The sequence below is a fragment of the Mesorhizobium sp. UC74_2 genome (assembly GCF_042701485.1).
In the GTDB taxonomy this organism is placed as follows: Bacteria; Pseudomonadota; Alphaproteobacteria; order Rhizobiales; family Rhizobiaceae; genus Mesorhizobium.
This window is the reverse complement of record NZ_CP170562.1, coordinates 4,718,818-4,739,616: the sequence shown is the minus strand read 5'-3', so window position 1 is coordinate 4,739,616 and position 20,799 is coordinate 4,718,818. Positions and strand designations below refer to the sequence as shown.

At 63.5% G+C, this 20,799-nt stretch carries 20 protein-coding genes; 10 read left to right on the top strand and 10 right to left on the bottom strand.

Annotation, left to right across the window (positions count from 1 at the left end):
• Nucleotide 1 precedes the first annotated feature (1 nt).
• The 7 genes from ACFJIU_RS23050 to ACFJIU_RS23020 all read right to left on the bottom strand — a co-directional run bounded on the left by ACFJIU_RS23050 (nucleotide 2) and on the right by ACFJIU_RS23020 (nucleotide 6,342).
• Nucleotides 2-1,036 carry a hypothetical protein gene (locus ACFJIU_RS23050; protein WP_379063900.1) on the bottom strand — a complete coding sequence of 345 codons (1,035 nt, stop codon included), beginning with the start codon at nucleotides 1,034-1,036 and terminating at the stop codon, nucleotides 2-4.
• Nucleotides 1,033-1,320, bottom strand: coding sequence for a hypothetical protein (locus ACFJIU_RS23045; protein WP_379063898.1), 288 nt, complete (start codon nucleotides 1,318-1,320; stop codon nucleotides 1,033-1,035). Before ACFJIU_RS23045 ends, ACFJIU_RS23050 begins: the two co-directional genes overlap by 4 nt.
• Nucleotides 1,320-1,622 carry a hypothetical protein gene (locus tag ACFJIU_RS23040; RefSeq protein WP_379063896.1) on the bottom strand — a complete coding sequence of 101 codons (303 nt, stop codon included), beginning with the start codon at nucleotides 1,620-1,622 and terminating at the stop codon, nucleotides 1,320-1,322. Before ACFJIU_RS23040 ends, ACFJIU_RS23045 begins: the two co-directional genes overlap by 1 nt.
• A 15-nt stretch (nucleotides 1,623-1,637) precedes the next feature.
• Nucleotides 1,638-3,797, bottom strand: coding sequence for a hypothetical protein (locus ACFJIU_RS23035; protein WP_379063894.1), 2,160 nt, complete (start codon nucleotides 3,795-3,797; stop codon nucleotides 1,638-1,640).
• A gap of 36 nt (nucleotides 3,798-3,833) precedes the next feature.
• A complete protein-coding gene (locus ACFJIU_RS23030; protein ID WP_379063893.1) occupies nucleotides 3,834-5,249 on the bottom strand; it encodes a hypothetical protein in 1,416 nt (471 codons plus the stop codon).
• Nucleotides 5,224-5,676: a terminase small subunit protein gene (locus ACFJIU_RS23025; RefSeq protein ID WP_379063891.1), complete on the bottom strand. Its 453-nt coding sequence runs from the start codon at nucleotides 5,674-5,676 to the stop codon at nucleotides 5,224-5,226. The genes ACFJIU_RS23030 and ACFJIU_RS23025 overlap by 26 nt, the downstream gene beginning before the upstream one ends.
• Before the next feature lie 384 nt (nucleotides 5,677-6,060).
• Nucleotides 6,061-6,342 carry a DUF982 domain-containing protein gene (locus ACFJIU_RS23020; RefSeq protein WP_379063889.1) on the bottom strand — a complete coding sequence of 94 codons (282 nt, stop codon included), beginning with the start codon at nucleotides 6,340-6,342 and terminating at the stop codon, nucleotides 6,061-6,063.
• A gap of 354 nt (nucleotides 6,343-6,696) precedes the next feature.
• Between ACFJIU_RS23020 and ACFJIU_RS23015 the strand changes: the two genes are divergently transcribed.
• The 3 genes from ACFJIU_RS23015 to ACFJIU_RS23005 all read left to right on the top strand — a co-directional run bounded on the left by ACFJIU_RS23015 (nucleotide 6,697) and on the right by ACFJIU_RS23005 (nucleotide 9,590).
• On the top strand, nucleotides 6,697-7,200 hold the full coding sequence (locus ACFJIU_RS23015; RefSeq protein WP_379063887.1) for a hypothetical protein: 504 nt from the start codon (nucleotides 6,697-6,699) through the stop codon (nucleotides 7,198-7,200).
• A gap of 355 nt (nucleotides 7,201-7,555) precedes the next feature.
• The gene (locus tag ACFJIU_RS23010; RefSeq protein WP_379063885.1) at nucleotides 7,556-8,230 is read left to right on the top strand and encodes a response regulator; all 675 of its coding nucleotides are present in this window, start codon (nucleotides 7,556-7,558) and stop codon (nucleotides 8,228-8,230) included.
• 1 nt (nucleotide 8,231) lies between these two features.
• Entirely contained in the window at nucleotides 8,232-9,590 is a 1,359-nt protein-coding gene (locus ACFJIU_RS23005) for a sensor histidine kinase (protein ID WP_379063883.1), read from the top strand.
• Nucleotides 9,591-9,721: 131 nt separating this feature from the next.
• Here the strand turns inward: ACFJIU_RS23005 and ACFJIU_RS23000 are convergent, their stop codons facing one another.
• Complete coding sequence (locus ACFJIU_RS23000; protein ID WP_379063881.1) at nucleotides 9,722-10,402, bottom strand: CPBP family intramembrane glutamic endopeptidase; 681 nt, start codon at nucleotides 10,400-10,402, stop codon at nucleotides 9,722-9,724.
• A 247-nt stretch (nucleotides 10,403-10,649) separates the two neighbouring features.
• On the opposite strand from ACFJIU_RS23000, the gene ACFJIU_RS22995 reads away from it, so the two are divergent.
• From ACFJIU_RS22995 to ACFJIU_RS22985, 3 genes are all read left to right on the top strand, one after another.
• Nucleotides 10,650-10,937, top strand: coding sequence for a YMGG-like glycine zipper-containing protein (locus tag ACFJIU_RS22995; RefSeq protein ID WP_379063879.1), 288 nt, complete (start codon nucleotides 10,650-10,652; stop codon nucleotides 10,935-10,937).
• Nucleotides 10,938-11,124: 187 nt separating this feature from the next.
• Nucleotides 11,125-11,781, top strand: a complete 657-nt coding sequence (locus ACFJIU_RS22990; RefSeq protein WP_379063877.1) for a hypothetical protein — start codon at nucleotides 11,125-11,127, stop codon at nucleotides 11,779-11,781.
• Between the two features lie 167 nt (nucleotides 11,782-11,948).
• Nucleotides 11,949-12,383 (top strand): VOC family protein, encoded by a 435-nt coding sequence (locus tag ACFJIU_RS22985; RefSeq protein ID WP_379063875.1) that lies wholly within the window; start codon nucleotides 11,949-11,951, stop codon nucleotides 12,381-12,383.
• A 4-nt stretch (nucleotides 12,384-12,387) separates the two neighbouring features.
• Here the strand turns inward: ACFJIU_RS22985 and ACFJIU_RS22980 are convergent, their stop codons facing one another.
• Nucleotides 12,388-13,362: a nucleoside hydrolase gene (locus tag ACFJIU_RS22980; protein WP_379063873.1), complete on the bottom strand. Its 975-nt coding sequence runs from the start codon at nucleotides 13,360-13,362 to the stop codon at nucleotides 12,388-12,390.
• Here ACFJIU_RS22980 and ACFJIU_RS22975 point away from each other — a divergent pair.
• Together ACFJIU_RS22975 and ACFJIU_RS22970 are read left to right on the top strand one after the other, a co-directional pair.
• Nucleotides 13,349-13,627, top strand: a complete 279-nt coding sequence (locus ACFJIU_RS22975; RefSeq protein ID WP_379063871.1) for a hypothetical protein — start codon at nucleotides 13,349-13,351, stop codon at nucleotides 13,625-13,627. The genes ACFJIU_RS22980 and ACFJIU_RS22975 overlap by 14 nt on opposite strands.
• Nucleotides 13,624-13,854, top strand: a complete 231-nt coding sequence (locus ACFJIU_RS22970) for a hypothetical protein (RefSeq protein WP_379063869.1) — start codon at nucleotides 13,624-13,626, stop codon at nucleotides 13,852-13,854. Before ACFJIU_RS22975 ends, ACFJIU_RS22970 begins: the two co-directional genes overlap by 4 nt.
• A 36-nt stretch (nucleotides 13,855-13,890) precedes the next feature.
• Here the strand turns inward: ACFJIU_RS22970 and ACFJIU_RS22965 are convergent, their stop codons facing one another.
• On the bottom strand, nucleotides 13,891-14,907 hold the full coding sequence (locus ACFJIU_RS22965; RefSeq protein WP_379063868.1) for a helix-turn-helix domain-containing protein: 1,017 nt from the start codon (nucleotides 14,905-14,907) through the stop codon (nucleotides 13,891-13,893).
• A 306-nt stretch (nucleotides 14,908-15,213) separates the two neighbouring features.
• Between ACFJIU_RS22965 and ACFJIU_RS22960 the strand changes: the two genes are divergently transcribed.
• Entirely contained in the window at nucleotides 15,214-20,343 is a 5,130-nt protein-coding gene (locus ACFJIU_RS22960) for a putative Ig domain-containing protein (protein WP_379063866.1), read from the top strand.
• 128 nt (nucleotides 20,344-20,471) lie between these two features.
• Nucleotides 20,472-20,798: a PRC-barrel domain-containing protein gene (locus ACFJIU_RS22955; RefSeq protein WP_379063864.1), complete on the top strand. Its 327-nt coding sequence runs from the start codon at nucleotides 20,472-20,474 to the stop codon at nucleotides 20,796-20,798.
• Nucleotide 20,799: the final 1 nt, after the last annotated feature.

Below are 20,799 nucleotides of genomic sequence, written 5' to 3'. Positions count from 1 at the left end.
ATCACCTTGAGTTCTGAGCTTCGTCATAGGCCTGGCCGAGCAGTTCGTCTTCGCTGAACTGCCGCGACTGGCCGGTGGAGGTCGAGGTCACGTTGACGGAGGCGGCGCGGCGTGCGTCGGCCATTCTCCTCGGATCGGCGGCGGCGGCCCTGGCGGCGGCGGCTGCCTTGACCCTCAGGTCTGGGTCGGCATTCACGGCCATGTCATAGGCAAGGTCGAACACGGCTTCGTGGGAAGCGGTGTCGCCAAGCCTGGCACGTGCCTTGTGGATCGCATGCACCATGTCGTCTTCGGCGAGCTCGGAATAGAGCGGCTTGTCCTTGGCCAGGCGGCTCACTTCCTCGTTGGCGGATCGCGCCATGGCGTCTTCCTGCTGGATTTCCCGTATCACCCAGGCAATGTCGGCCGGCGTCATCGTCGGCGGTTGCGGGTCGGCGGGAATGTCGATCTGGCCGCTCAGCGCCGCGGCGAGATGCTGTCGCACGCCGTAGCGGTCGGCGATGTCGATCAGGCTGGCAATGGGGTTCTCGTCCAGCCGGCGCTGGGCGCTGAACAGGAAGTCGATCGCCTCGGCCATCGACGGCGCCGAGCCGTCGGGCAAGGTCCGTCCGGCCAGCAGGTCGGCATTGCGTTCGAAGATCTCGTTGTAGTGGCGCATGGCGCCAATCTGCCGGCCCTGCTCCGACATGCGGGTGTGCAGCTCGGCGTCGCGCTGGGCGATCCTCGCCTGCACGTCCGCCGGGATCTTGCCCCATTCGCCTTCCATGCCGCGCCAGTTGGCCGGGAGAGGCACGGCGCCGGCGAGGGGCGAGGAAACCTCGGCCTTCGCACGCGCCCCTCCCGTTCCCTCACCTTCCAGCGGGGAATTCTGGGGTGAACCGTCGCGACGGTCGGCCAGGCCACCGTCGGTGGTGTCTTGGCTGTCGCTTTCGATCTGGTCCCATACCGCGCCGAGCGCGGCATCGTCGCTGGCGGTATCGGCGCCCTTCGCGACAGCGGCATCCGGGATCATGGCTTCGCCATTCTCGATGGTCATCGGTAGTCCTCGCTGACTGTCAGGCCCCGCTTGGCGGCGAAGGCCTTGTTCCTGATCTTGCCGCCGGTCGGCGACGGCATGTCGCCGGCTTCCACGCAGTTGTTGCGTTTCATGTCCTCGCGGCGCTCGTGGCGGGTGCTGATAAGACGGCCGTCGATCGGGCTGGCATATTCCGGCATCGGCCGGGTGATGCCGGGCCTGGCCAGCGGCCCGGCCGGAAGCTGCATCGGCGCGCCGGTTTCCGGGTCGCGGAAATGGCCGTCGCGAAAGACGTAGCGGCGCATCAGTAGAGCGCCACGATGTTGCTTGCCGTGGTGCCCGCCGCGCGCACCGCCTTCGCCCGCACCGGCAGCACGCTGCCCGCCGGCACGGCGGTGAGCGTCACGGCGAGCGTGTCGTCTTCGGCGATCATCGCCACGTCGCCGGCGGCCCCTATCCACAGCGCCCGGCAGACGCCGTTCGGCAGCGTATCGGTCGCATGCGGCGTCACAGCCTTGAGCGACGAGGCGGGCGCCGAAGCCAGATCCACGGTCGCGTCGGCGGCTTCACGCACCCCGGAGGGCAGCGTGTGAAAAAGGCGTTGCATGGCTGTGTCTCCTGTTTATCCGGCCAAGCCGACCTGCTGCATCTGCAGTTGCCGTTGCACTGCGGTGAGCTGGCTGGTCTTGATCTGCAGTTCGGCGTTCTTGATCTGTAGGTCGAGCGAGGCGTTCTCGCGCTTGATCTGCCGCTCCACCTCGGCGTTCTGCAGCTTGATCTGCTGGTCGAACTGCGCTGCCTCCTGCCGCCGCTTCTCGGCTGCTGCTGCGGCATCGGCCTGGCCGTCCTGCTGTGGCGGCACGCCGCCGCCCTGCTGCACCTTGGCGATGAGGTCGTCGAGCACATCCTCGATCGCCTTGCCGAGGTTGAACAGCCGGGCGAACGATCCGTAGATGGTGATCGCCGCATTGGCCGGCATTACGCCCTGCTGCACCAGCGGGCCGACCGAGGCGAAGAACGCGCTGGAGGCCGACATGAACTCGGTCGCTTCCTGTTTCTTGCGGCTGACGTCGGCGCGCACCGTGCTGTCGGTCTCGACATCGATGCGGTACCCGGCGGTCACCCGCTCATGCATCAGGCCGTTCAATGCGGCGAGGTGCTGCAGTTTCTTCTGCCGCGCCGCCTCGGCCTGGCTCGCCTCCTGCGCCGCCGCTTGCTGCGCCTGGGCCACCGCCTCCGGCGGCAGCCCTTGTGGCGGCGGCTTTGGGGCCACCGGCGTCAGGTCCTGCGCGCTCGGCAGCAGCTGCACATCGGTCATCTTCTGCAGTGTCTCAGGCGAAAACTTCGCCGGGATCACCTCCGCCATCATCACGAACAGGTCGCGCGAGGCGCGTTCGATCATGCGCTGCATCTTGTGGATGCGCAGCGAGCCCCACTGGCTCTTGATCTGCTGCGCGCCATAGGTCTCGGCGGCGTTGGAAGCGCCACGCACGATGTCGGAAATGCCGGTGATCTCGTAGATCGCCTGCTTGGTCTGGTCGCGCAGCCCGTAGAGCTGCGCCAGCACCACGATCAGCCGCTCCACCGGCCAGAACAGCACGGCAGCCTGCAGTCCGCCATTCTTGGCCCACACTTCGGCGTCGGCGACCGGCACGAACTCGTTGTCGTCGGCTTCCAGCACCGCCTGCACGTCGGTCGGGCTCACCCCGTACCAGCCCTTCACCTTCAGCTGCCTTGTGATGACGCGGATGCGCTTGGTGGTGGTGTCAAGCTCGTCGGCCAGCCTGCGGTAGATCGAGAACGGATTGACCGGCTCCAGATTGCCGTTGACCTCGATCGGCTGCACTGGCGTCGCCGTCGGGAAGAAACCCGACCAGCCGAGCGGATCGGCGACTTTCTTCAGCACCTTGCCGTCACCGGCCCCGATGAATAGCACCGCGCGCGACTTGCGGTCCCACACCTCCCAGACCTCGTGGTCGCTGTCGTCCCTGTCGCCGCTGTCGTCGGCCTGAAGCGCCACCAGCGCGCCGTCGACAAAGCGGTCATAGTCGTCGCTGGCGATCGAATGCCGAAACGCCTCCCAGGGCCGCTGGTCCCAGCGCTTGGCCTTGCCATGGCGATAGTCGCGCCAGCTCACCGCCTCGAACACGATGCGTTCATTGGCAAGATGTTCGCCGCCCGCATCGTTTCCGGTGGCGCCTGCGGCACCTATCGCACCGCCATCTCCGCTACCGCCAGCATTGTTTCCGGCGTCATGGTCGCCACGGTCGGCGTCATCCGCGCCGGCATCGCTGTCGTCGTCGTCGGCAATCCCCTTCAGCTCCTCATCCGTGGTCTCGCCGCCGATGAAATCGCTCATGAAGCGCAGCCGCACCACGCCGCGCCCGGCCAGGAAGCCGTCCTGCGCCATCGCTTCCAGCTCGCTCTGCAGCCGGCTGTCATCGATCTGCACCGAGATCGCCCGCTCCAGCAGCTGCGCGAAGTCGCGCGCCACCGGGTCGTCGGCACCGAAACGACGACGTATATCCGGCGCCGGTGCCGAGTTGATCACCGCCGGCACGATCGTTTCGACATTGGAGAACAGGATGTTGAAATCGAACGGCGCCGTGTCCGAGGAGCCATCGGTCTTCGGCGCGCCCTTGCCGCGATAGACGGCAGTCGCCACCGCCGCGTCGTCGAGGAACGTCCTCTCGTCGGCTTCGGCCGCCTTGATGCGCTCCAGCCACTTCCGGCCGGTGTCGCGCAGCGCCGCACCCTTGCCGGCTTCGGTCTTCTTGGCCATGTCAGAACGCTCCAGCCGGGCACTTGCGAAATCGCATCATCCGTCCATCCTCTTCTTGCGCCGCATCATCGCCTCGACCGCGGCTTTCACGCCGATGTCGGCGCGCACCACGCCCGTTGCGGTCACCTGGTAGGTCGGCCCATCCGCCTGTCTCTTCGGCACAAACGCCGGCGCCACGTCGCGCCAGGCCAGGCCGAGATAGCGGAAGCTCGAGCCGATATGTTCGGCCCAGTCCTTCACCGGGCTGTCGACGAAGCTCTTGCGATCGTCGTCCCATGTGCGGCGGTACATCTTCAGCCCGTCGATGCCGTGCTGCATGCGCTGGCCGCGTTCGTCGGGGCCGAGATGAAACTCGGCCAGCTTGATCGTCTCGCGCCCGGCATTGATGCCGTCGGCCACGCTTGCCATCGTCACTATCTTCGGCTTGCGGCCATGCGCCTTCAGCGTCTCGACCCGGGTGCGTTTGTCGCCCCAGTTCTTCACCACCGCGTCATGCGGCACATAATCGTTGCCGTGATAGCCGCGTTTGTCCAACCACTCGCACCAATCAGCCAGGTCATCCGTTTCGGGCCGGTAGAAATCGACGATGCGCGGCCGCCCGTCGATCACCTGGAAACACCAGATCGGGTTGTTCGCCGCCTTGCCGAGATCCCAGGCCGTGTGCACCGGCTCGCCCCAGTCGACAGGCACCATGCCGATGCGCCCTTGCACGTCTGCCGTGGCCAGCTCCGCGCCCCAATAAGCGCCCACCGTGGCACCGGCAAACGAGCAGAAGAACTCCTGCTCCACCAGCAGGTCGGCGACGGTCTTGCCGAACAGCGCCTCATATTCCGCTCGCTGCGCCTCGATCGCCGCGTCCGAGATCGCGCCGGTGTCATTTGCCGTCAGCACCTGCGTGAACCAGGCTGCGTCGCTGCGGAACCGGTCCAGCATCGCCTTCAGATGGTTGTTGCCGCGCGGCGTCGAGATGAACGACGCCCAGCCGCCATTCTCGGCCAGGATCGGCGCCAGATAGGCCCAGGCCATCGGGTTGGCCAGCGCCCATTCCGAGGCCGTGAGGCCGACCGGCGGCGTGCCGATCAGCGCGTTGAAATTGTCGGAGCCCACCACCTGCCATGTCGATCCGTTCTTGAAGCGGATGAACATGTCGGATTCGCGTGTGTTCTCGCGCAGCGCCTTAGGGAAGGCCTCGTCGATGCGTCTTTTGCCGGTGTTGGGGTTGACGGCGTCCCAGATCGCTTTGCGCGCCTGCGAATATTCCGGCAGCATGTGCCAGTAGGTGCCGACGCGGTTGAACGCACCGACGGAATGCATGCGCAGGTTTATGTCGTCCTTGCCGGCACGTCGGTGCCATACCAGCAGCTGCCGGTTGCAGCCGTTCAGCCAGGATTGCCAGGCAGGCTCCTGGTAGGCGCGCGGCTCCCAGTCATTCGGAAGTTCGATGCGCGGCACGCTGGATCACATTCACGGTCAGCGGCCCGCCATCGGCATCGGTGAGCGCGACCTTGTTGCCATATTTCTTCGGCTTCAGCTTCTCGGCGATCCATTGCCGCGTGCTGAGCCTGAGTGCCGAGCGCTTCAGCGCTTCGCCATTCTCCTTCCAGCCGGTCACCTCGCCGTCGCGGCCGCGCTGCTCCATCCAGTCGTTGCTGCCGTCATCGGCGATGTCGAGCATCTCGTCCACCAGCGCATCCGCCTGGGCGTCGCGGGCATGGGCATATTGCGTGGCGAAGTCTTCCCGAGCCGCCAGCCAGCGGAAAACCGTTGCCTTGTCCGGCATGTCCGCATCGCGGCAGATCGAGCGCAGGCTTTGACCCTCCGCGATCCGGTCGCAGATCGTGCTAGCCGTTTTCTGTGAGTATTTGGTCGATATCGGCATGCTGCTCCGAGGATAGAAAAGGCATGGAAGTGAGCCAAGCCGGTCGCAAAGTAAGGCGAGCGGCGATGCGAGAGATGGTTTAAAATTAGCCGGCTTGTATGGAGCGGGGCATAGCTTCCCCTTTTGTCGGCGGTGAGGACCGAGGCTGCTCCGGCAGGTGGCGCTAAGGCCCCGCTCATGTCGAGCAAATCACCAAGTTACTGCGGGAAGATAGCGCGGCTGGTTGGGTTGGCCTAGAGGCGCGAGGGGCTGCGTTAACAGGATAGATGCTGGTGATGTTTAGCGTTGATGTTCGCGAGGCCACAGACGGCTGGCTTGCGTCTTTGCCATTGATCGCCTCGGACAAGGACGGCCGCGTGAGACGACCGCCGAGGTCAGGTCAGATCAGGCAGACAGCCATTCATCGGCAGCCCTTGCCGCGGCCAGTTCCAGCGCGTCGGGTGCCAGAATCCCGGTTTTCTGGGCGAAGGCTTCGAATGCGAGGCGCGCCACCGAGACATCACCGTCGCTGAGAGCCGCGCGAACTGTGGCAATGGCTTGCTCATGCGTGGGGCTTCGCGAACCGACCCATTCGTTGAGGATTTCAAAGGCCTCCTCGACCGATTCCACGTCGCGCGGAAATCCAAGACCGACAAAAATGGAGACGGGTTTCGCGAAAAGCTTCATGGGGACTCCTCGTTTGTGAGCAACACCGAAATTATCCGGTTTGCTGAGAACGGACGATCCGGCACTTCGTTCAAACGAATTCATCCTTTTGGACGAAGGGCAAATCCCATCTGGCTGGTGCAGCCGGCAAACCGGTCTTCTGCGTTGGGGGACATGGCGAGCCGGACGACGTTGCGGCCATCATCCTGGCACAGACCACAACGTCCATTCAGGCATGCGGCTGGCGGATGAACAGCGGAACGATAAGCGATCCGCCCCGTTTTCGAACATAACCGTCGGATTGTCGCACGTATCGCGGCCGCTCGGACGAAAGTTTCGAATGCCGGTATCCGCTGACTCAAAGGAGTATCGATCATGACCAGATTCATTGGCTACATGGCGGCGGGAATGCTCTGTCTCGCGGGGCCCGCGCATGCCACGGACGCAGCCTTTCTCCAATCGCTGGGCGGAAGTTGGGGTGGCAAGGGCACGGTCAAAACCGAGACGGGGTCTCAGCCTATCAAGATCGACTGCAGATTTGCGTCGCGTGCGACGGATACCTCGCTGTCGTTGAATGGCAAATGCACCGGATATGTCGTCTTCTCCCGAGCCATCGGTGCCGACGTCAAGACCGACGGCAAAACCTATACCGGCGTCTACAACGGTTCCCGGACCGGCCCCGCCGGCCTCCGTGGCAAGCGTGCGAACAATGCTTTGGTCTTGGGCATTCGCTGGGCCAAGGAAGTCAATGGCGACCGTGCCGCGGAACTCAGGTTGGAGAAGCTCGCAAACAACCGGATGCGCTTGACGACCACCGACAAGGATCCGGCGACCGGAAAAAACGTTGTGATCAGTCGGATTGATCTCAACCGCACCTAGAGCGTTTCCGTTTTTCACGGAAACGCGGAAACGCTCTAAGTTTTTGTTTTCGTCGCATTTTTGTAACGCCAAGTGATTCCACTTGGCTACAAAATGCACCTAGGCTGCTTCGCTTTCTCGCCTTGGGAGGAGAGCCATCAGTCGCTGGGTTGGATTTGCTTGCGGCGCCAGGTGAGTTGGGGCTGGTTTGCGCCCGGATTTCTGAAGTCGACATTCGACGACAAAGGTTTACCTTCAACGGTTCTTTCGACGAAGTGTCTTCGGTCGGATCGGAGAAGATGCGGGCTGGCCGTAACGCTCATGTAATTCCGGTCGAACACGATGCTTCTATGACACGACCCACCCGCCCTATCTCATGAAGCTTTTGCTTGTCGAAGACGATCTGGAAATGGCCGACGCGCTTCAGGTCGCATTGTCCAGACATGGTATCGTTTTGGATTCGGTGACCAATCTTGCGGCAGCACGAGAGGCAGTCGCCATGTCGGATTACGAGATCGTGCTCATTGACCGACAATTGCCGGACGGCGACGGAAGCAGCCTGCTTGCTGAGATGCGCAACTCTGGCAAGTCTGCCCGGTCCATTATCATTTCCGCGCTTGGTTCGACACGTGAGAGGATTTCAGGACTCAATGAAGGGGCGGATGACTACCTGCCCAAACCCTTCGAGATCGACGAACTGATAGCAAGGATCAGTGCAGTTCTGAGACGTGCTCCGGTGCCGGGTTCGCAAATCCTCGCAGCGGGCAATCTTACGTACGATCGCGGCACCCTGGATATTCATGTCGAAGGAAGCCGACTTGTACTCACCAGACGCGAACTCCTGATCATCGAGACCCTTCTGAGGAACCGCGGACGAACGGTCTTGCGGTCGTCGCTGGAAGAAAATGTCTATTCCTTCAACGAGGAAATCCAATCGAACACCTTGGAAGCCAATATGTCGCGGTTGCGCCGCAAGCTCGCAGAGGCAGGTGCGAACATAGTCATCAAAAATATCCGCGGGATCGGCTATTTCCTTCATGAGCCGGAATGAAATGAACGGCACACCTCTCCGCTGGCGGTTCACGCTCGGCTTCATCGTCCTGCAACTCTTCGCTACGGCAGCCTCCCTCGCTCTTGTCCTTTACCTTGCTTCTGGCATCGCCCCTGACGGTGCTATTCCATCCATATGGTTGTCGGAGCAGATCGCGGATTCGATCGAAGTGGGACCGAACGGGAAGCCGATCCTGGTTCCAACCGAAAGCCTGTCGAACACACTGAAAGAATGGCCAAGCGTTTGGTTTGTCGTTGAATTGCCGGGCGGTGAAGTCATCAGGCAAGGGGAGGTCCCAGGCGCTATCGCCGCGAATATTCCATTTCTGCGGACGTTCAGAAGTGCTGAGTTGCATGGTTATGTCGGCAATCCGAAGAGTGTCGCGCGGCTCGAACGGATAGCTACCGCCGCCGGCGAGGCCTCTATATTCGCGGGGGGTGTTTCCATGTCTCTCCATGGCTTGATCGTATGGTTGGGAAATACCGCGGTCGCCATTCCGGCCGCGATCCTTGCCGCGATCACGCTTGTCGGCGTTCCTTGGGTCACCAGATGGTCGCTTCGCTCCTTCAATGATCTTACCGGACGCCTGAACACGATCGACTTCGACGCACGAGGCGCAGTTGTGGATGTTCGCGGCCTTCCAGCCGAAGTGTGGAGGGTCGTTGATGGCATCAACAAGGCGCTTCGCAGACTGGACAACGGCTTCGAGACGACAGAACGGTTCTTCGTCAATGCAGCCCATGAGTTGAGAACACCGATCGCCATCCTCCAGGTCCGTATCGGCACCTTGCCGGCGAGCGAAGAAAAATCCCAGCTCCAAAACGGCATCAAAAGGCTGGCAGCGATCACCAACCAACTTCTGGACATCGAGAAGTACCGGCAGAAACCACCGCGCAAAACAAAGGTGGACCTCAATGCTGTGGTCTCAAAAGTGGTGGCCGATCTCGCGCCGTTCGCCATTGCCGAGGGCTACGAAATTTCCTTCGACAGCAAGGCGAAACAGGTTTCCTTGATCGGTGATTCCGATGCCTTGGAAAGAGCCTTCGCCAATCTGGTGCGCAATGCCATTCAGTATGGCGGCAAGTCAGGTGAGATTTGCGTGGGCATCGAAGCGGATGGCAGCGTTCGTGTCGCGGACCAGGGAGTGGGTATCGCCAGCGACAAGCATGCACGCATCTTCGAACCGTTTTATCGGATCAATCCTCACGGCTCCGGAGCTGGCCTCGGCCTCAGCATGGTCCATGATATCGTCACCAGTCATGGTGGTTTCATTGAGTTGAAATCTTCGCTGGGACGCGGCAGCACTTTCGCTGTGCGATGGCGCGGCGTGTGCGATACTTCCGTGCCGGATGATGCATGAAACAATCGCGGCGAGCTTCCTCTGCCCGCCAGGGCAATTCCAGGAAAAGTGTGTAACGGTTTTCCGTCCGGAATTGCGTAAAAACAAAAGGCTGGAGCGTTTCCGCGAAAAACGGAAACGCTCCAGGGCAGTCAGGCGAGTGCGTAGGTGACGAGCCAGAGCGCGTTGAAGACAACGTGGACAACAAGACCGGGCCAGATAGACAACGTCTTCCTGAATAAGAAAGCTGTGAGGATTCCGATCAGAAATGCGTTGAAAAAGATGACGCTTGGCCCGTGGGCGGCGGCGAAAATCAGAGCGCTGCCAACAACACCAATTCCCGCTGGATAACGGTTCAATGCGTTGGCGACGACCGCGCGAAACACCAGTTCCTCGCCAATTGGTGTAAGAAGAGCGCCTGTGAACAGCAGGATGAGCAAAGGCACGATCCCTTCTTTGGCTCCAGCCTGGAAATCAGCCTGGGTGTTCACTTCGGTGACGAGCAGGAAATAGACGCTCTCCATAACGTGGCTAGCGCCGTAGGCGGCAAATCCTATTGCGGCACCAGCCAGCATCCATTTCCATGGAACCGTCCGGAAGCCAAAGGCTCGAAAATTGCCGATGCGGATGGAGAACGCGGCGGTAAACGCGAGAACAGCAACAATGCCATTTCCAGCCATCCCAAAATTGCCGCGAAAGGCCGCCTGGTCATCAGGTATCCGCAGCATGAAGGCGGACATAATCGCCAGCAGCCCGAAATAGGAAACGAGTACGACCGTCACCTCCAGCGAACCAGGGCGCGCGAGATGGGTCGAATTGCTGCGAACGTTCATTCAATAAATCCCGGTTGCGATGGTCGCCTGATAGCGCGACGTCAAAATTGCTTTCTCGCAGTAGAGGGCTTGCCTTGCGGCAAAGTTACAGGCTCGGGATGCGCGCTGCCGACCTTGGGAAACCACGAATTCAAGTGGTCTTGCCAGCCGTAATGCACCCGTAATTGTGGGCAGCCATAGGCATCCTGGCAGTGCGGCGCTTCAACACATGAACCGTGCCTGATTGCTCGAGTAACGAGGATGAGACATGAAGAAGGTCATTTCAGGCTTGCTGGTTTGCCTATCGCTGACAGCGTGCAGCCAGACTGAAAAGGGAGCCGGGATCGGTGCGGCCAGTGGCGCGATAATCGGTGGCCTGGCAAGCGGCTCATGGGAAGGTGCTGCCATAGGCGCCGCCGCCGGCGGCGTGGGCGGCGCGGTGGTGGGCAACATAAGCGAACGCAACGAGAGGAGCCGCCGCGCCGATCAATGGAGTCAAAGGGACCGCCGATATGATCGTTGCTACTATCGCGATCGGTACGGTCGTTGTCGTTGAAGCAGAGCAGGAAAAAGCCCCTGGGCATCAGGCTCTGGAGCCCAGGTTGGCCGTCGTTGCCGCTCACTCAACGGCTGCTATTCCATCCTGAACGATCCAAGGCGGACCGTCTGGAGACAGTCCCATTCCGGTCATTGCGTGGGTTGGTGTTACAATGGTGGGCACATACTTGTCGCAGGATGCCTGAATGGCCAAACCCATCCGCTCCACCGGTCTTCGCCAGTTCCTCGATCTCGACCAGCAGCGTGATTGGCTCGAAGGCAAGATCGACCTGCCCGACACCACCGAGCGCTCGGAATCCCTTGAACAGCGCTTCAGATACGCCGCCCGCTTCGAGAAGCTGCTGCGTCGCCCGCAAGGAAAGCAGGTGCTGGAGCTGCTCAAGCTCTACGGCCCGGCCTGCATCCCGATCCCGCGCCGGACCGAGCGTTTCTACTGGTCGGTATCCTGCCTGCCGTCGACCTCGGACAAGCCGCTCGTCCGCGTCAATGCGAGCTGGATGGAGCTGTTCACCCTTTATGCCGATGGCGAGGATGTCCGCGCCCGCTTCATCGTGCATCTGTCGGATTTCACCAGCGATGGTTCGGCCACGCCCGGCCAACTCGACGAAGCCTTTTTGGAACAGAGCGTCATGACGCCGGAGGACGTCAGCTGGTTCTTCCCGAGCGGCCCCGACATGTTCATCGTCAAGCTGCGCGGTGCTGCCTCGATCCGCGAATTCATTGCCAATCCCCGTGCGTTGCGCGCCATCCGCACCTTCAACCTCACCCACATGAACCGGGGTCGCAACGCCTACCAGGCCAGCCACAGCTACAGCGTGGCGGATCACATGCTGCCGGATTGAGTTTCGCGAACGCGCCGGCGTGGCTGCATGGCGTGGGGCCGAACATGCTTGACCATCCGCAGGCGGCGCGATCAGTCTTGCCGCCAAGGGCATGATCCCAAAAAGTGGGAACCGGTTTCTGGAAAAGATCATTCTCCGAAAAGAACCGGCAATCTGGAGATCACGACATGGCGCTCAAACGGATGGACAATGTCGGCATCGTCGTCGAGGACCTCGGCAAGGCGGTCGATTTCTTTCGCGAACTCGGCCTCGAGCTCGAAGGGCGTGCCACGATCGAGGGCGAATGGGCCGGACGTGTCACCGGGCTCGGCGACCAGCATGTCGAGATCGCCATGATGCGCACGCCGGATGGCCACAGCCGGCTCGAGCTCTCCCGCTTCATCCGGCCGGCCGTCGTCGCCGACCACCGCACCGCCCCGGTCAACGCGCTCGGCTACCTGCGCGTCATGTTCGCCGTCGATGACCTCAACGACACGCTGGAACGGCTCCAAAAGCATGGCGCGCGGCTCGAAGGCGAGGTCGTCGACTACCAGGACGTCTATCGGCTCTGCTACATCCGCGGGCCGGAGGGCCTGCTCATCGGGTTGGCGCAGGAGCTCTGACCACTCACCCCTTCCGCACCGTCAGCCGCTCCAGCGCATCCACGATCAGGTCGCAGAACTTGGCGTGGTCGAGCTGCATTGCCACGGTGTGGCGGAAGTTCATCTGCTCGCTGGCGGTGCCGCCGAAATGGCGCATGCCGCCCATCTTCTCGAAATTGCACACGGTCATGCCCTTCGTCCACCGGCCGGCGATCTCGACGCGGATGTCGGCTTTCTCGGTGGTGAAGACGCTCGGGTCGATCAGAGCCGCCACGCAGCAGGCGTCGTGCACGGCGGGATGTTCGATCTGCAGCAGGCCACCATGCGTCGTCGCGATGAAGTCCCAGATGTCGAGAATGAACTGGCTGATCGGCCCGCCCACGGCGCGCACCCTGTCCTGCAGCTCTGGCGTCGCCAGCGCCTGGTGGGTCAGGTCCAGCCCCACCATGGTCACGTCCCAGTTGGCGCGGAACACAACGTCGGCGGCTTCCGGATCGCCATAGATGTTGAACTCTGCGGCGGGCGTGATGTTGCCGCGCGTATAGCTGCCGCCCATCGCCACCACCCGCTTCACCCGTTCGATGATGCGCGGCTCCTTGCGGGCGGCGAGGCCGATATTGGTGTAGGGGCCGACCGGCACCAGCGTCACCGTCTTCGGCTCATGCGCCATCACCGTGTCGATGATGAAGTCCACGCCATGGCGCCTGTCCAGCTCGAAGGAAGCCGGCGGCAGCGCCGGGCCGTCCAGCCCGGTCTCGCCATGGATCTCGATCGCCAGCACTTGCTCGCTCAGCATCGGCCCGGGCGACCCCTTCGCCACCGGCACCTTGATGCCATAGGCGGTGCACACCGACAGCGCGTTGCGCGTCGTGTTCTCGACATTGTGGTTGCCGGAAACGGTGGTGATGCCGAGCAGGTCGATGGCCGGATTGCCGGCCGCCAGCAGGATGGCGATGGCGTCGTCGTGCCCGGGGTCGCAGTCCAGGATGATCTTTTCCATATGCCGCCTCTCTGTCGGTTGCCGCGACTGGAAACCACCACGCCGGCGCCGTCAAGGTGCGACCGACTGGGCCAATCCGTCAGCGCCACATATCGCTTGCAACCGCGAGGAACATGATCGCGATGGTCAGGAAGACCGTGACGGCGCGCCGAACAGCACCATCGCCCGCCAGTCCCTCGACCCGGGCGGGCTCTCCATCGAGGCCGGCGTTACCCGGCGCCTTCACATTGCCCCGAACCCCGCCTGCCGCTATCAGCAGGCATGAAATCCGCAATCATCCTCATGATCCTCGGCGCGGTCATCTTCGGCGCTACCTTTGCCGGCTGGTATCTGCTCAATGCCTTCGCGTGCGGCATGAGCCCGACCGGATGCACCGGCTTTTCTTTGAAATGGCGCGATTGGGAAGCCTTGCAGCTGTTCGTGCCCACCTTCGTACTCGGCGGCGCGATCTTCCTGTTCGGCCTGTGGCGGGCGGTCCGAGCGAAATCCTGAGCCTCATGTTGTTTCCAATGCGCTCGCTGGCCGCCGCTAGGTACCTGCCGGTCGCGCCCGCGTGGCGACATCCACCCACCACTGGTTGACGACTTCCGGACTGGTCAGCTGGGTGTGCAATGAAGCCTCGAGCTGCGTCCTGCGATAGTCGCTCGCGGTGATGCCGAAGCGCTGGCGGAACGCGCGGCTGAAATGGGCTTCGCTGTTGAAGCCGAGATCGGCTGCGATGCGCGACAGCTTGCGGGTTTCGAGCGGATCGCTCAACGCTGCCCGCACCGCGATCAGCCGGCGCTCCTGCACATAGCGCATGATGCCGCCATGTGGGGCAAAAACCCGATACAGCGAGGCGCGCGAAATGCCGAGCCTGTCGGCCAGGAAATCCGGAGACAGCTTGCCGATGGCAAGATGATCGCGGATGACCGCCTGCGCCAGCGACAACAGGTCTTCCTCGGCATTGCGTGCATTCTGCGCCAGGTGGTCCGGCTGCGTGAACAGACGTTTCAGGAACTCCGCCGTATCGGCAACGGCGGCGCCGACTTCCTCCTCCGAGATCTGCATGCTGCGCTCCTGCAGCGAGCGGATGTGTGCGGCAAGTAATTCGTTGCGGGCGGCGTCGAGCCGTGGCTTCAGCGTGCCGGGTGCCATATCGGGCAGCATCGTTCGGGGAACGACAAGCGACAGCGTGTTGGAAGCGAACGCACGCGTCCGTACCTCATGGGCAAGATCGATCACCGCCACCTTGCCGGGTCCGATCGAGGTCTGCTCCCCCGAAATCATTCCGGTGAAACCGCCGCTCATATAGAGATGCAGCAGGATGTGGCCCGGAGTGACGGCAATGCGTTCGGCGTCGCGCAGGAATGCCTGTGGTTCGAACGCCACCTTGGCGATGATCATATCGCCGAGGATAGCGCCATTGGCCGATCCGGTGGGCAGGCTCTTGCTGCGCGCCCATGGCCGCGGTTCGAACAGTGGCGACAACACCGCGCTCCAGGTCGCAAAGGCCGTGTCCGGGTCCAGCCCGGCTGTCACATAGTAGAGTCTCGGTATGGTCATGCGTGGATAAAGCTTCTCCCATTCATGCCTATACGCCACCGGGCACGGCAGCGAAATCCGTTTCGAAACGGCAGCGCCCGATCAAGCAGGCAATCTTGGCTCAACGCGTCTGGTTACTTCCACGTTCCGGAAAATCGCGCGGCCGGGATGTTCGATATTTCGCGAAACAATTGATCGAGCGTCTCAAAGCGGCGCCTTTTCAGGAAGCCCGCCCATTGGCTTGCTGACTCCTCGCAGGACTCGTGTTTCAAGCGGCCATCGGATGGGGATCCGGCCGCGATCGCGGCGAGTGCTGGGGTGGTTCAAGTGTTTGTTCTGGATGACGTTGCCGCGTGCGGCCAGCGTGCGGCACGGCTGTGCCTTGCTTTCCGTGCAGGCCTTGCGGTTTGCATCGCGCTTTTCTGCCTGCTGGCTTCGTCGCCGGCCGCCTTCTCGCAATCGGCCACCCTCACCATTTCGCCGGCTACCTACACCGGCGCTGGCGTCACCATGACCTATTCGATCAGGATCACGCCGGGCTCCGTCAACATACGGTCGATCAACGCCACCAGTTCCAACATCAAGGGTGTGCCGATCACCTGCGACGCCATTCCACCCAGCGGCTTCGTCATTCCGTTCAACTGCAGGGGCTCTTATGTGACCACTGCCACGGACAACACCACCGGGCAGTTCGGCGACAACATCCGCTTCACCGGAACCCGCACCGGCGGCAATTTCGACTTCACCACCAATTACGCCACCGCGACGAAGCAGGGCGGTGGCGGCACCTCCACGAGCGTCTCCTCATCGCCCAATCCTGCCTTGCCCGGCCAGACCGTGCTGATCCGCGCCAGGGTGTCGTCGATGGGTTGCGACGGGGGCCAGGCCCCGAGCGGTTCCGTCAAGATCACCGTGGGTCCGCAGTCGACCACCGCCGGGCTGAATTACAGCCGGCCTGACCGTGCCGGCGACTCCTATGCCGATTTCTCGACCGCGACGCTGCCTGTCGGCAACCACGCGGTCACCGCCGAGTTCCTGGGCAACGCCGCCTGCGACAGGAGCACGGCGACGGGCAGCAACCTGATCGTCAACACGCGGCCCAACGTCACGATCAACAACGGCGCCGGCCAGGCCAGCCCGACCGGCGCCGCCCCCGTCAATTTCACGGCCGTTTTCGAGCGGGCGGTGACAGGGTTTTCCCGAACCGGCGTCCAGCTTTCCGGCACCGCCGGCGCCACCACCGCCACCGTCAGCGGCTCCGGCACCACCTACACCATCGCCGTCAGCGGCATGACGCGAAGCGGAACGGTGATAGCGACAATTCCCGAAGGCGTGGCGAGTGCCTCGGGACTGACCAACCTCGCATCGACCAGCACCAGCAATTCGGTCGACTTCGTCGTCATCTCGGTCAGCCCGGGCGTCTTGCCAAATGCCGCCTACAACACGAGCTACGCGCAAGCGCTTTCAGCGACTGGCGGTACCGGGCCCTATGCCTTTGCCTTGCACAGCGGTGCGCTGCCCACCGGCATGTCGATTTCCAACGGACAGGTCTCCGGCACGCCGACGCAGAGCGGCACCTTCAACTTCGTCGTCCGCGCCACCGATGCCAATGCGATTGACTCGACGCAGGCTTTCTCGCTCGTCGTGATGCCGCCGAGCATAGCGGTGACGCCGACGACGCTGACCGCCGCGACCGTCGGTCTTCCCTATTCGCAGACGCTGTCGGCCTCCGGCGCCATCGCGCCCTATCGTTTCACCCGCACCGGCGGCGCATTGCCGGCGGGGCTGCAGCTGGACGAACAGAGCGGCACGGTCAGTGGAACGCCGACGGCCGGCGGATCCTTCGGCTTCACCATCACGGCCGCCGACGCCAACGACCAGACCGGCGCCCGCGCCTATACGCTCACCGTCGATCCGGCCGCCATCGTCCTGCCGGCAACGACGCTGGCCAATGGCATTGTCGGCACCGCCTATTCCGCCATGATCAATCCGGCCAGCGGCGGCACGGCGCCCTACACCTACGCCGTCACCGGCGGTGCCTTGCCTTCCGGCATGGCACTCGGCAGCACCGGGCAGATTTCGGGAACGACCGCAACGCCCGGCGTCCATGATTTCACGGTCACGGCGCGCGACGGCAGCACCGGCACCGGCCCCTATACCGGGACGCGCAGCTACCGGCTGACCATCACCGATACCCCGCCCGTCGCCAACCCGGCCTCCGCCACGGTCGCCTATGGCAGCGGTGCCAATGCGATTACCCTCAGCTTCGGCGGCGGTGTCGCGACTTCCGTCGCCGTGGCATCGCCTCCCGCGCATGGCGTGGCGCTTCCGTCAGGCACATCGATCACCTATCAGCCCGTCCCGGGTTATGCGGGTCCCGATTCCTTCACCTATACCGCCAGCAACGAGGCCGGACCATCGGCGCCGGCCACCGTCAGCATCACCGTCACGCCGCCGGTGACGGCGGTCGCACCCACCGGTTCATTGTCGGCGCAGGCCGGCAGGCCGTTCACGCAGACTTTCACCTTCACGGGCGGCGCCGCACCCTACACGCAGGTCGCGGTAACCGGGCTTCCGGCGGGTCTCGCCGTCAGCGGCACCGGCGCGAACGGCGTCACCATTTCCGGAACGCCGACCGAGGTCGGCAGCTTCCAGCTCGCCGTGTCGGCAACCGATGCCAGCACCGGCACCGGGCCCTTTCCTGTCAACGGCAATATCACGCTCCAGGTGGCGGCGCCGACGCTGACGCTGTCGCCGGCCGGCGGCGTCATCGCGCTGCGTTACGGCGAAACCTCCTCGCAGGCCTTCACGGCGTCCGGCGGCTCCGGCAGTTTCAGCTATGCCGTGAGTGGAGCATTGCCTGCCGGAATGGCTTTTTCCGGCGGTACGCTGAGCGGCACGCCGAGACAGCCCGGAACCTACCCCATCAGCATAGTTGCGACCGACGCTACGACCGGCAGCGGCGCGCCTTTCAGCGTTTCCAACAGCTACTCGTTGACGGTTGCAGCGCCAAACCTCGGCATCACGCCGGGGGCTCTCACAGACGCGACGGCCGGCGCGAGCTACTCGGTCCAGCTATCTGCCAATGGTGGCGTTGCACCCTATGGTTATGTGCTGCAGTCGGGTCGGCTTCCCAACGGGCTCACGCTCATAGAAGGAGTGATTTCGGGTACACCGACCGAGGCGGGTTCCTTCCCGCTCACCATACAGGCCACCGATGCGTTCGGGCAGTCGGCCAGTATCGGCTACGCACTGGGCGTCCGTGTTCCGGCGTTGAGTCTCGCCCCGGTCAGTCTGCCGCAAGGCACCGCCGGCAGGGCCTACAGCCAGACCATCTCGGCTACCGGCGGCATTGCCCCTTACCGCTACGCCCTGTCGGGAAGCCTGCCGTCCGGCCTCGGCTTCGACCCTGGCACCGGCGAATTGCGGGGCACGCCGACGCAGGCGGGCTCGTTCGCGGTGTCGATCGAGGTCACCGACAGCACCGGCGGGACGCCGGCGAAGGTCACGCAGGGCTACACGCTGGTCGTCGCGACGCCAGAAGTGAGTGTCACACCATCCAGCCTGCCGGGCGGCTTGCAAGGCACACCCTATGCCGCGACCATCGCCGCGAGCGGTGGCATCGCGCCCTATACCTACCAGGTCTCGGGCAGCCTGCCGGGAGGCGTCGGGCTCGACCGCAACACCGGCGTGCTGAGCGGCACGCCGGACAAGGCAGGCACCTTCAGCATCTCGGTGACGGCCACCGACAGCACCGCGGGAACGCCCGGCACCCGGACGGTGAACTATTCCCTGGTGATCGCCGACGGTGTACCAGCCGTGTCGGCCGACACGGCCCACACCATGGGCGGCAAGCCGGTGGATGTCGATGTCACCAGGAATGATGCCGGCTCCATCACCTCGATTGCCGTATCGCGTGCTCCGGCAAACGGTACGACGAGCGTTTCCGGCTTTGTCATAACCTACACGCCGGCCGCCACATTTTCCGGCACCGATACGTTCGACTATGTGGCGAATGGACCGGGCGGAGCATCGGTGCCGGCAACGGTGACGGTCACGGTCGATCCATTGCCGGTCCCCGCGCCGCAAAGCGTCTCGGCAGTGGCCGGACAGCCGACGATGATCAACCTCGCCAGGATGGCGGCCGGCGGACCATTCAAGGCAGCCACCCTGATATCGGTGGCGCCGGAGAATGCCGGCACGGCCGCGCTGAACGGCTTCGATCTCTCCTTCACGCCCGACGCACGCTTCGGCGGTTCCGTGACTGTTACCTACACGCTGACCAACGACTTCGCGACCTCGGCGCCGGCAACGGTCACGATCGCGGTTCAGCCGCGGGTCGATCCGACCACCGATCCGGAAGTCACCGGCATGATGGCGGCCCAGGCCCAGGCCGCGCGGCGCTTCGCGACATCGCAGGTCAGCAACTTCCAGCAGCGTCTCGACGGCCTGCACGACGATGACGCCACGCAGCCGCTGGGGGAAGGGATCGGCTTCGTCCAGGGCATCACGCTGGGCTACGACACGGTCTGCCGGCCGCTGCAGCCGGATTGCGCCCTGCAGGCCAAACCGGACCTGACGGCACCGTTCAGGAGTGCTTTCGGCGATGCCGCACCGGCCGTCGGCCGCCGGGCGCGCCTCACTCTGTGGACCGCAGGGTCCATCGCCATCGGCAAGGGTGACGGCGATGCCGGTTACGAATTCAGGACTACCGGCCTCAGCACGGGGATCGACTATCGCCTCAACCATGACCTGACGCTCGGCATGGGCTTCGGTTACGGCCGCGACGACACCGACATCGGCGACAGGGGCAGCCGCAGCAAGGGCGAGAGCTACACCTCCGTCGTCTACGCCAGCTACCACCCGGGTGACGTGTTCTTCATCGACGGCCTGGCCGGTTATCAGTGGCTGAATTTCGATTCGCTGCGCTACGTCACGCAGAACGGAAATTTCGTCACCGGCAACCGTGACGGCGGACAGTGGCTGGCCTCGATCTCCGCGGGCGCCAGGCTTCGGTTCGACCAATGGCGCATCACGCCATACGGAAGGCTCGATGTGGCGAAGGCGACGCTGGGGGCCTACACGGAAGCCGGTGATGCGATCTATGCGCTGCGTTATGGCGAACAGGACATCAGCAGCAAGACCGGCAACATCGGCGTCACGCTGGACTACAGATACCCGGTCGATTTCGGTTCCGTCACCCCGAAGCTGCGGCTCGAATACCAGCATGATTTCGAGTCGGGCAGCTCGGTCGTCATGAACTATGCCGACATCTTCGCCGGGCCGGGTTTCACGGCCTCGGCCGAGGGAACGGCGAGGGACCGCTTCCTGCTCGGTCTTGGCCTGGACATCCAGACCATGCAGGACCTGTCCCTGCGTCTGGAGTATCGCGGACTGTTCGGCAACCGCAGCAGCGCCAGCCACGGCTTTGCGATCAACGCCGGTGCCAGGTTCTGAGCAGGCCATGCCGCAACGCGCGGATCGCGGCGGCGAGGACATCCGGCACAGGTTTTCGGAACGGGCGGTCGGCTCGATGGTTGGGGTTGTCTGAGCCTGAAAAGGACAACGCTCGAAAGGAGACAACCATGGACCACACCAATCATGTCCGTCTCACCGCGGCCGAGATCAACTCCGCCACCCTGGCCGGCGTCACGGTCTACGGCCTGGACGATGCCAATCTCGGCGCCATCTCCCATGTCCATGGCGCCGGTCGCGACAGCGAGGTCATCGTCGATGTCGGCGGCTTCCTCGGCATCGGCACCAAGCCGGTGGCACTGCGCGCCGGCCAGCTCGACCTGATGCGCGACGAAGACGGCGAGGTTCACGCCGTCACCGCCTTCACCGAAGACCAGCTGAAGCAGATGCCCGAGCACCACGAGCCGGATGGCGGCGCGCCCTGGCCGGCATCGTGAC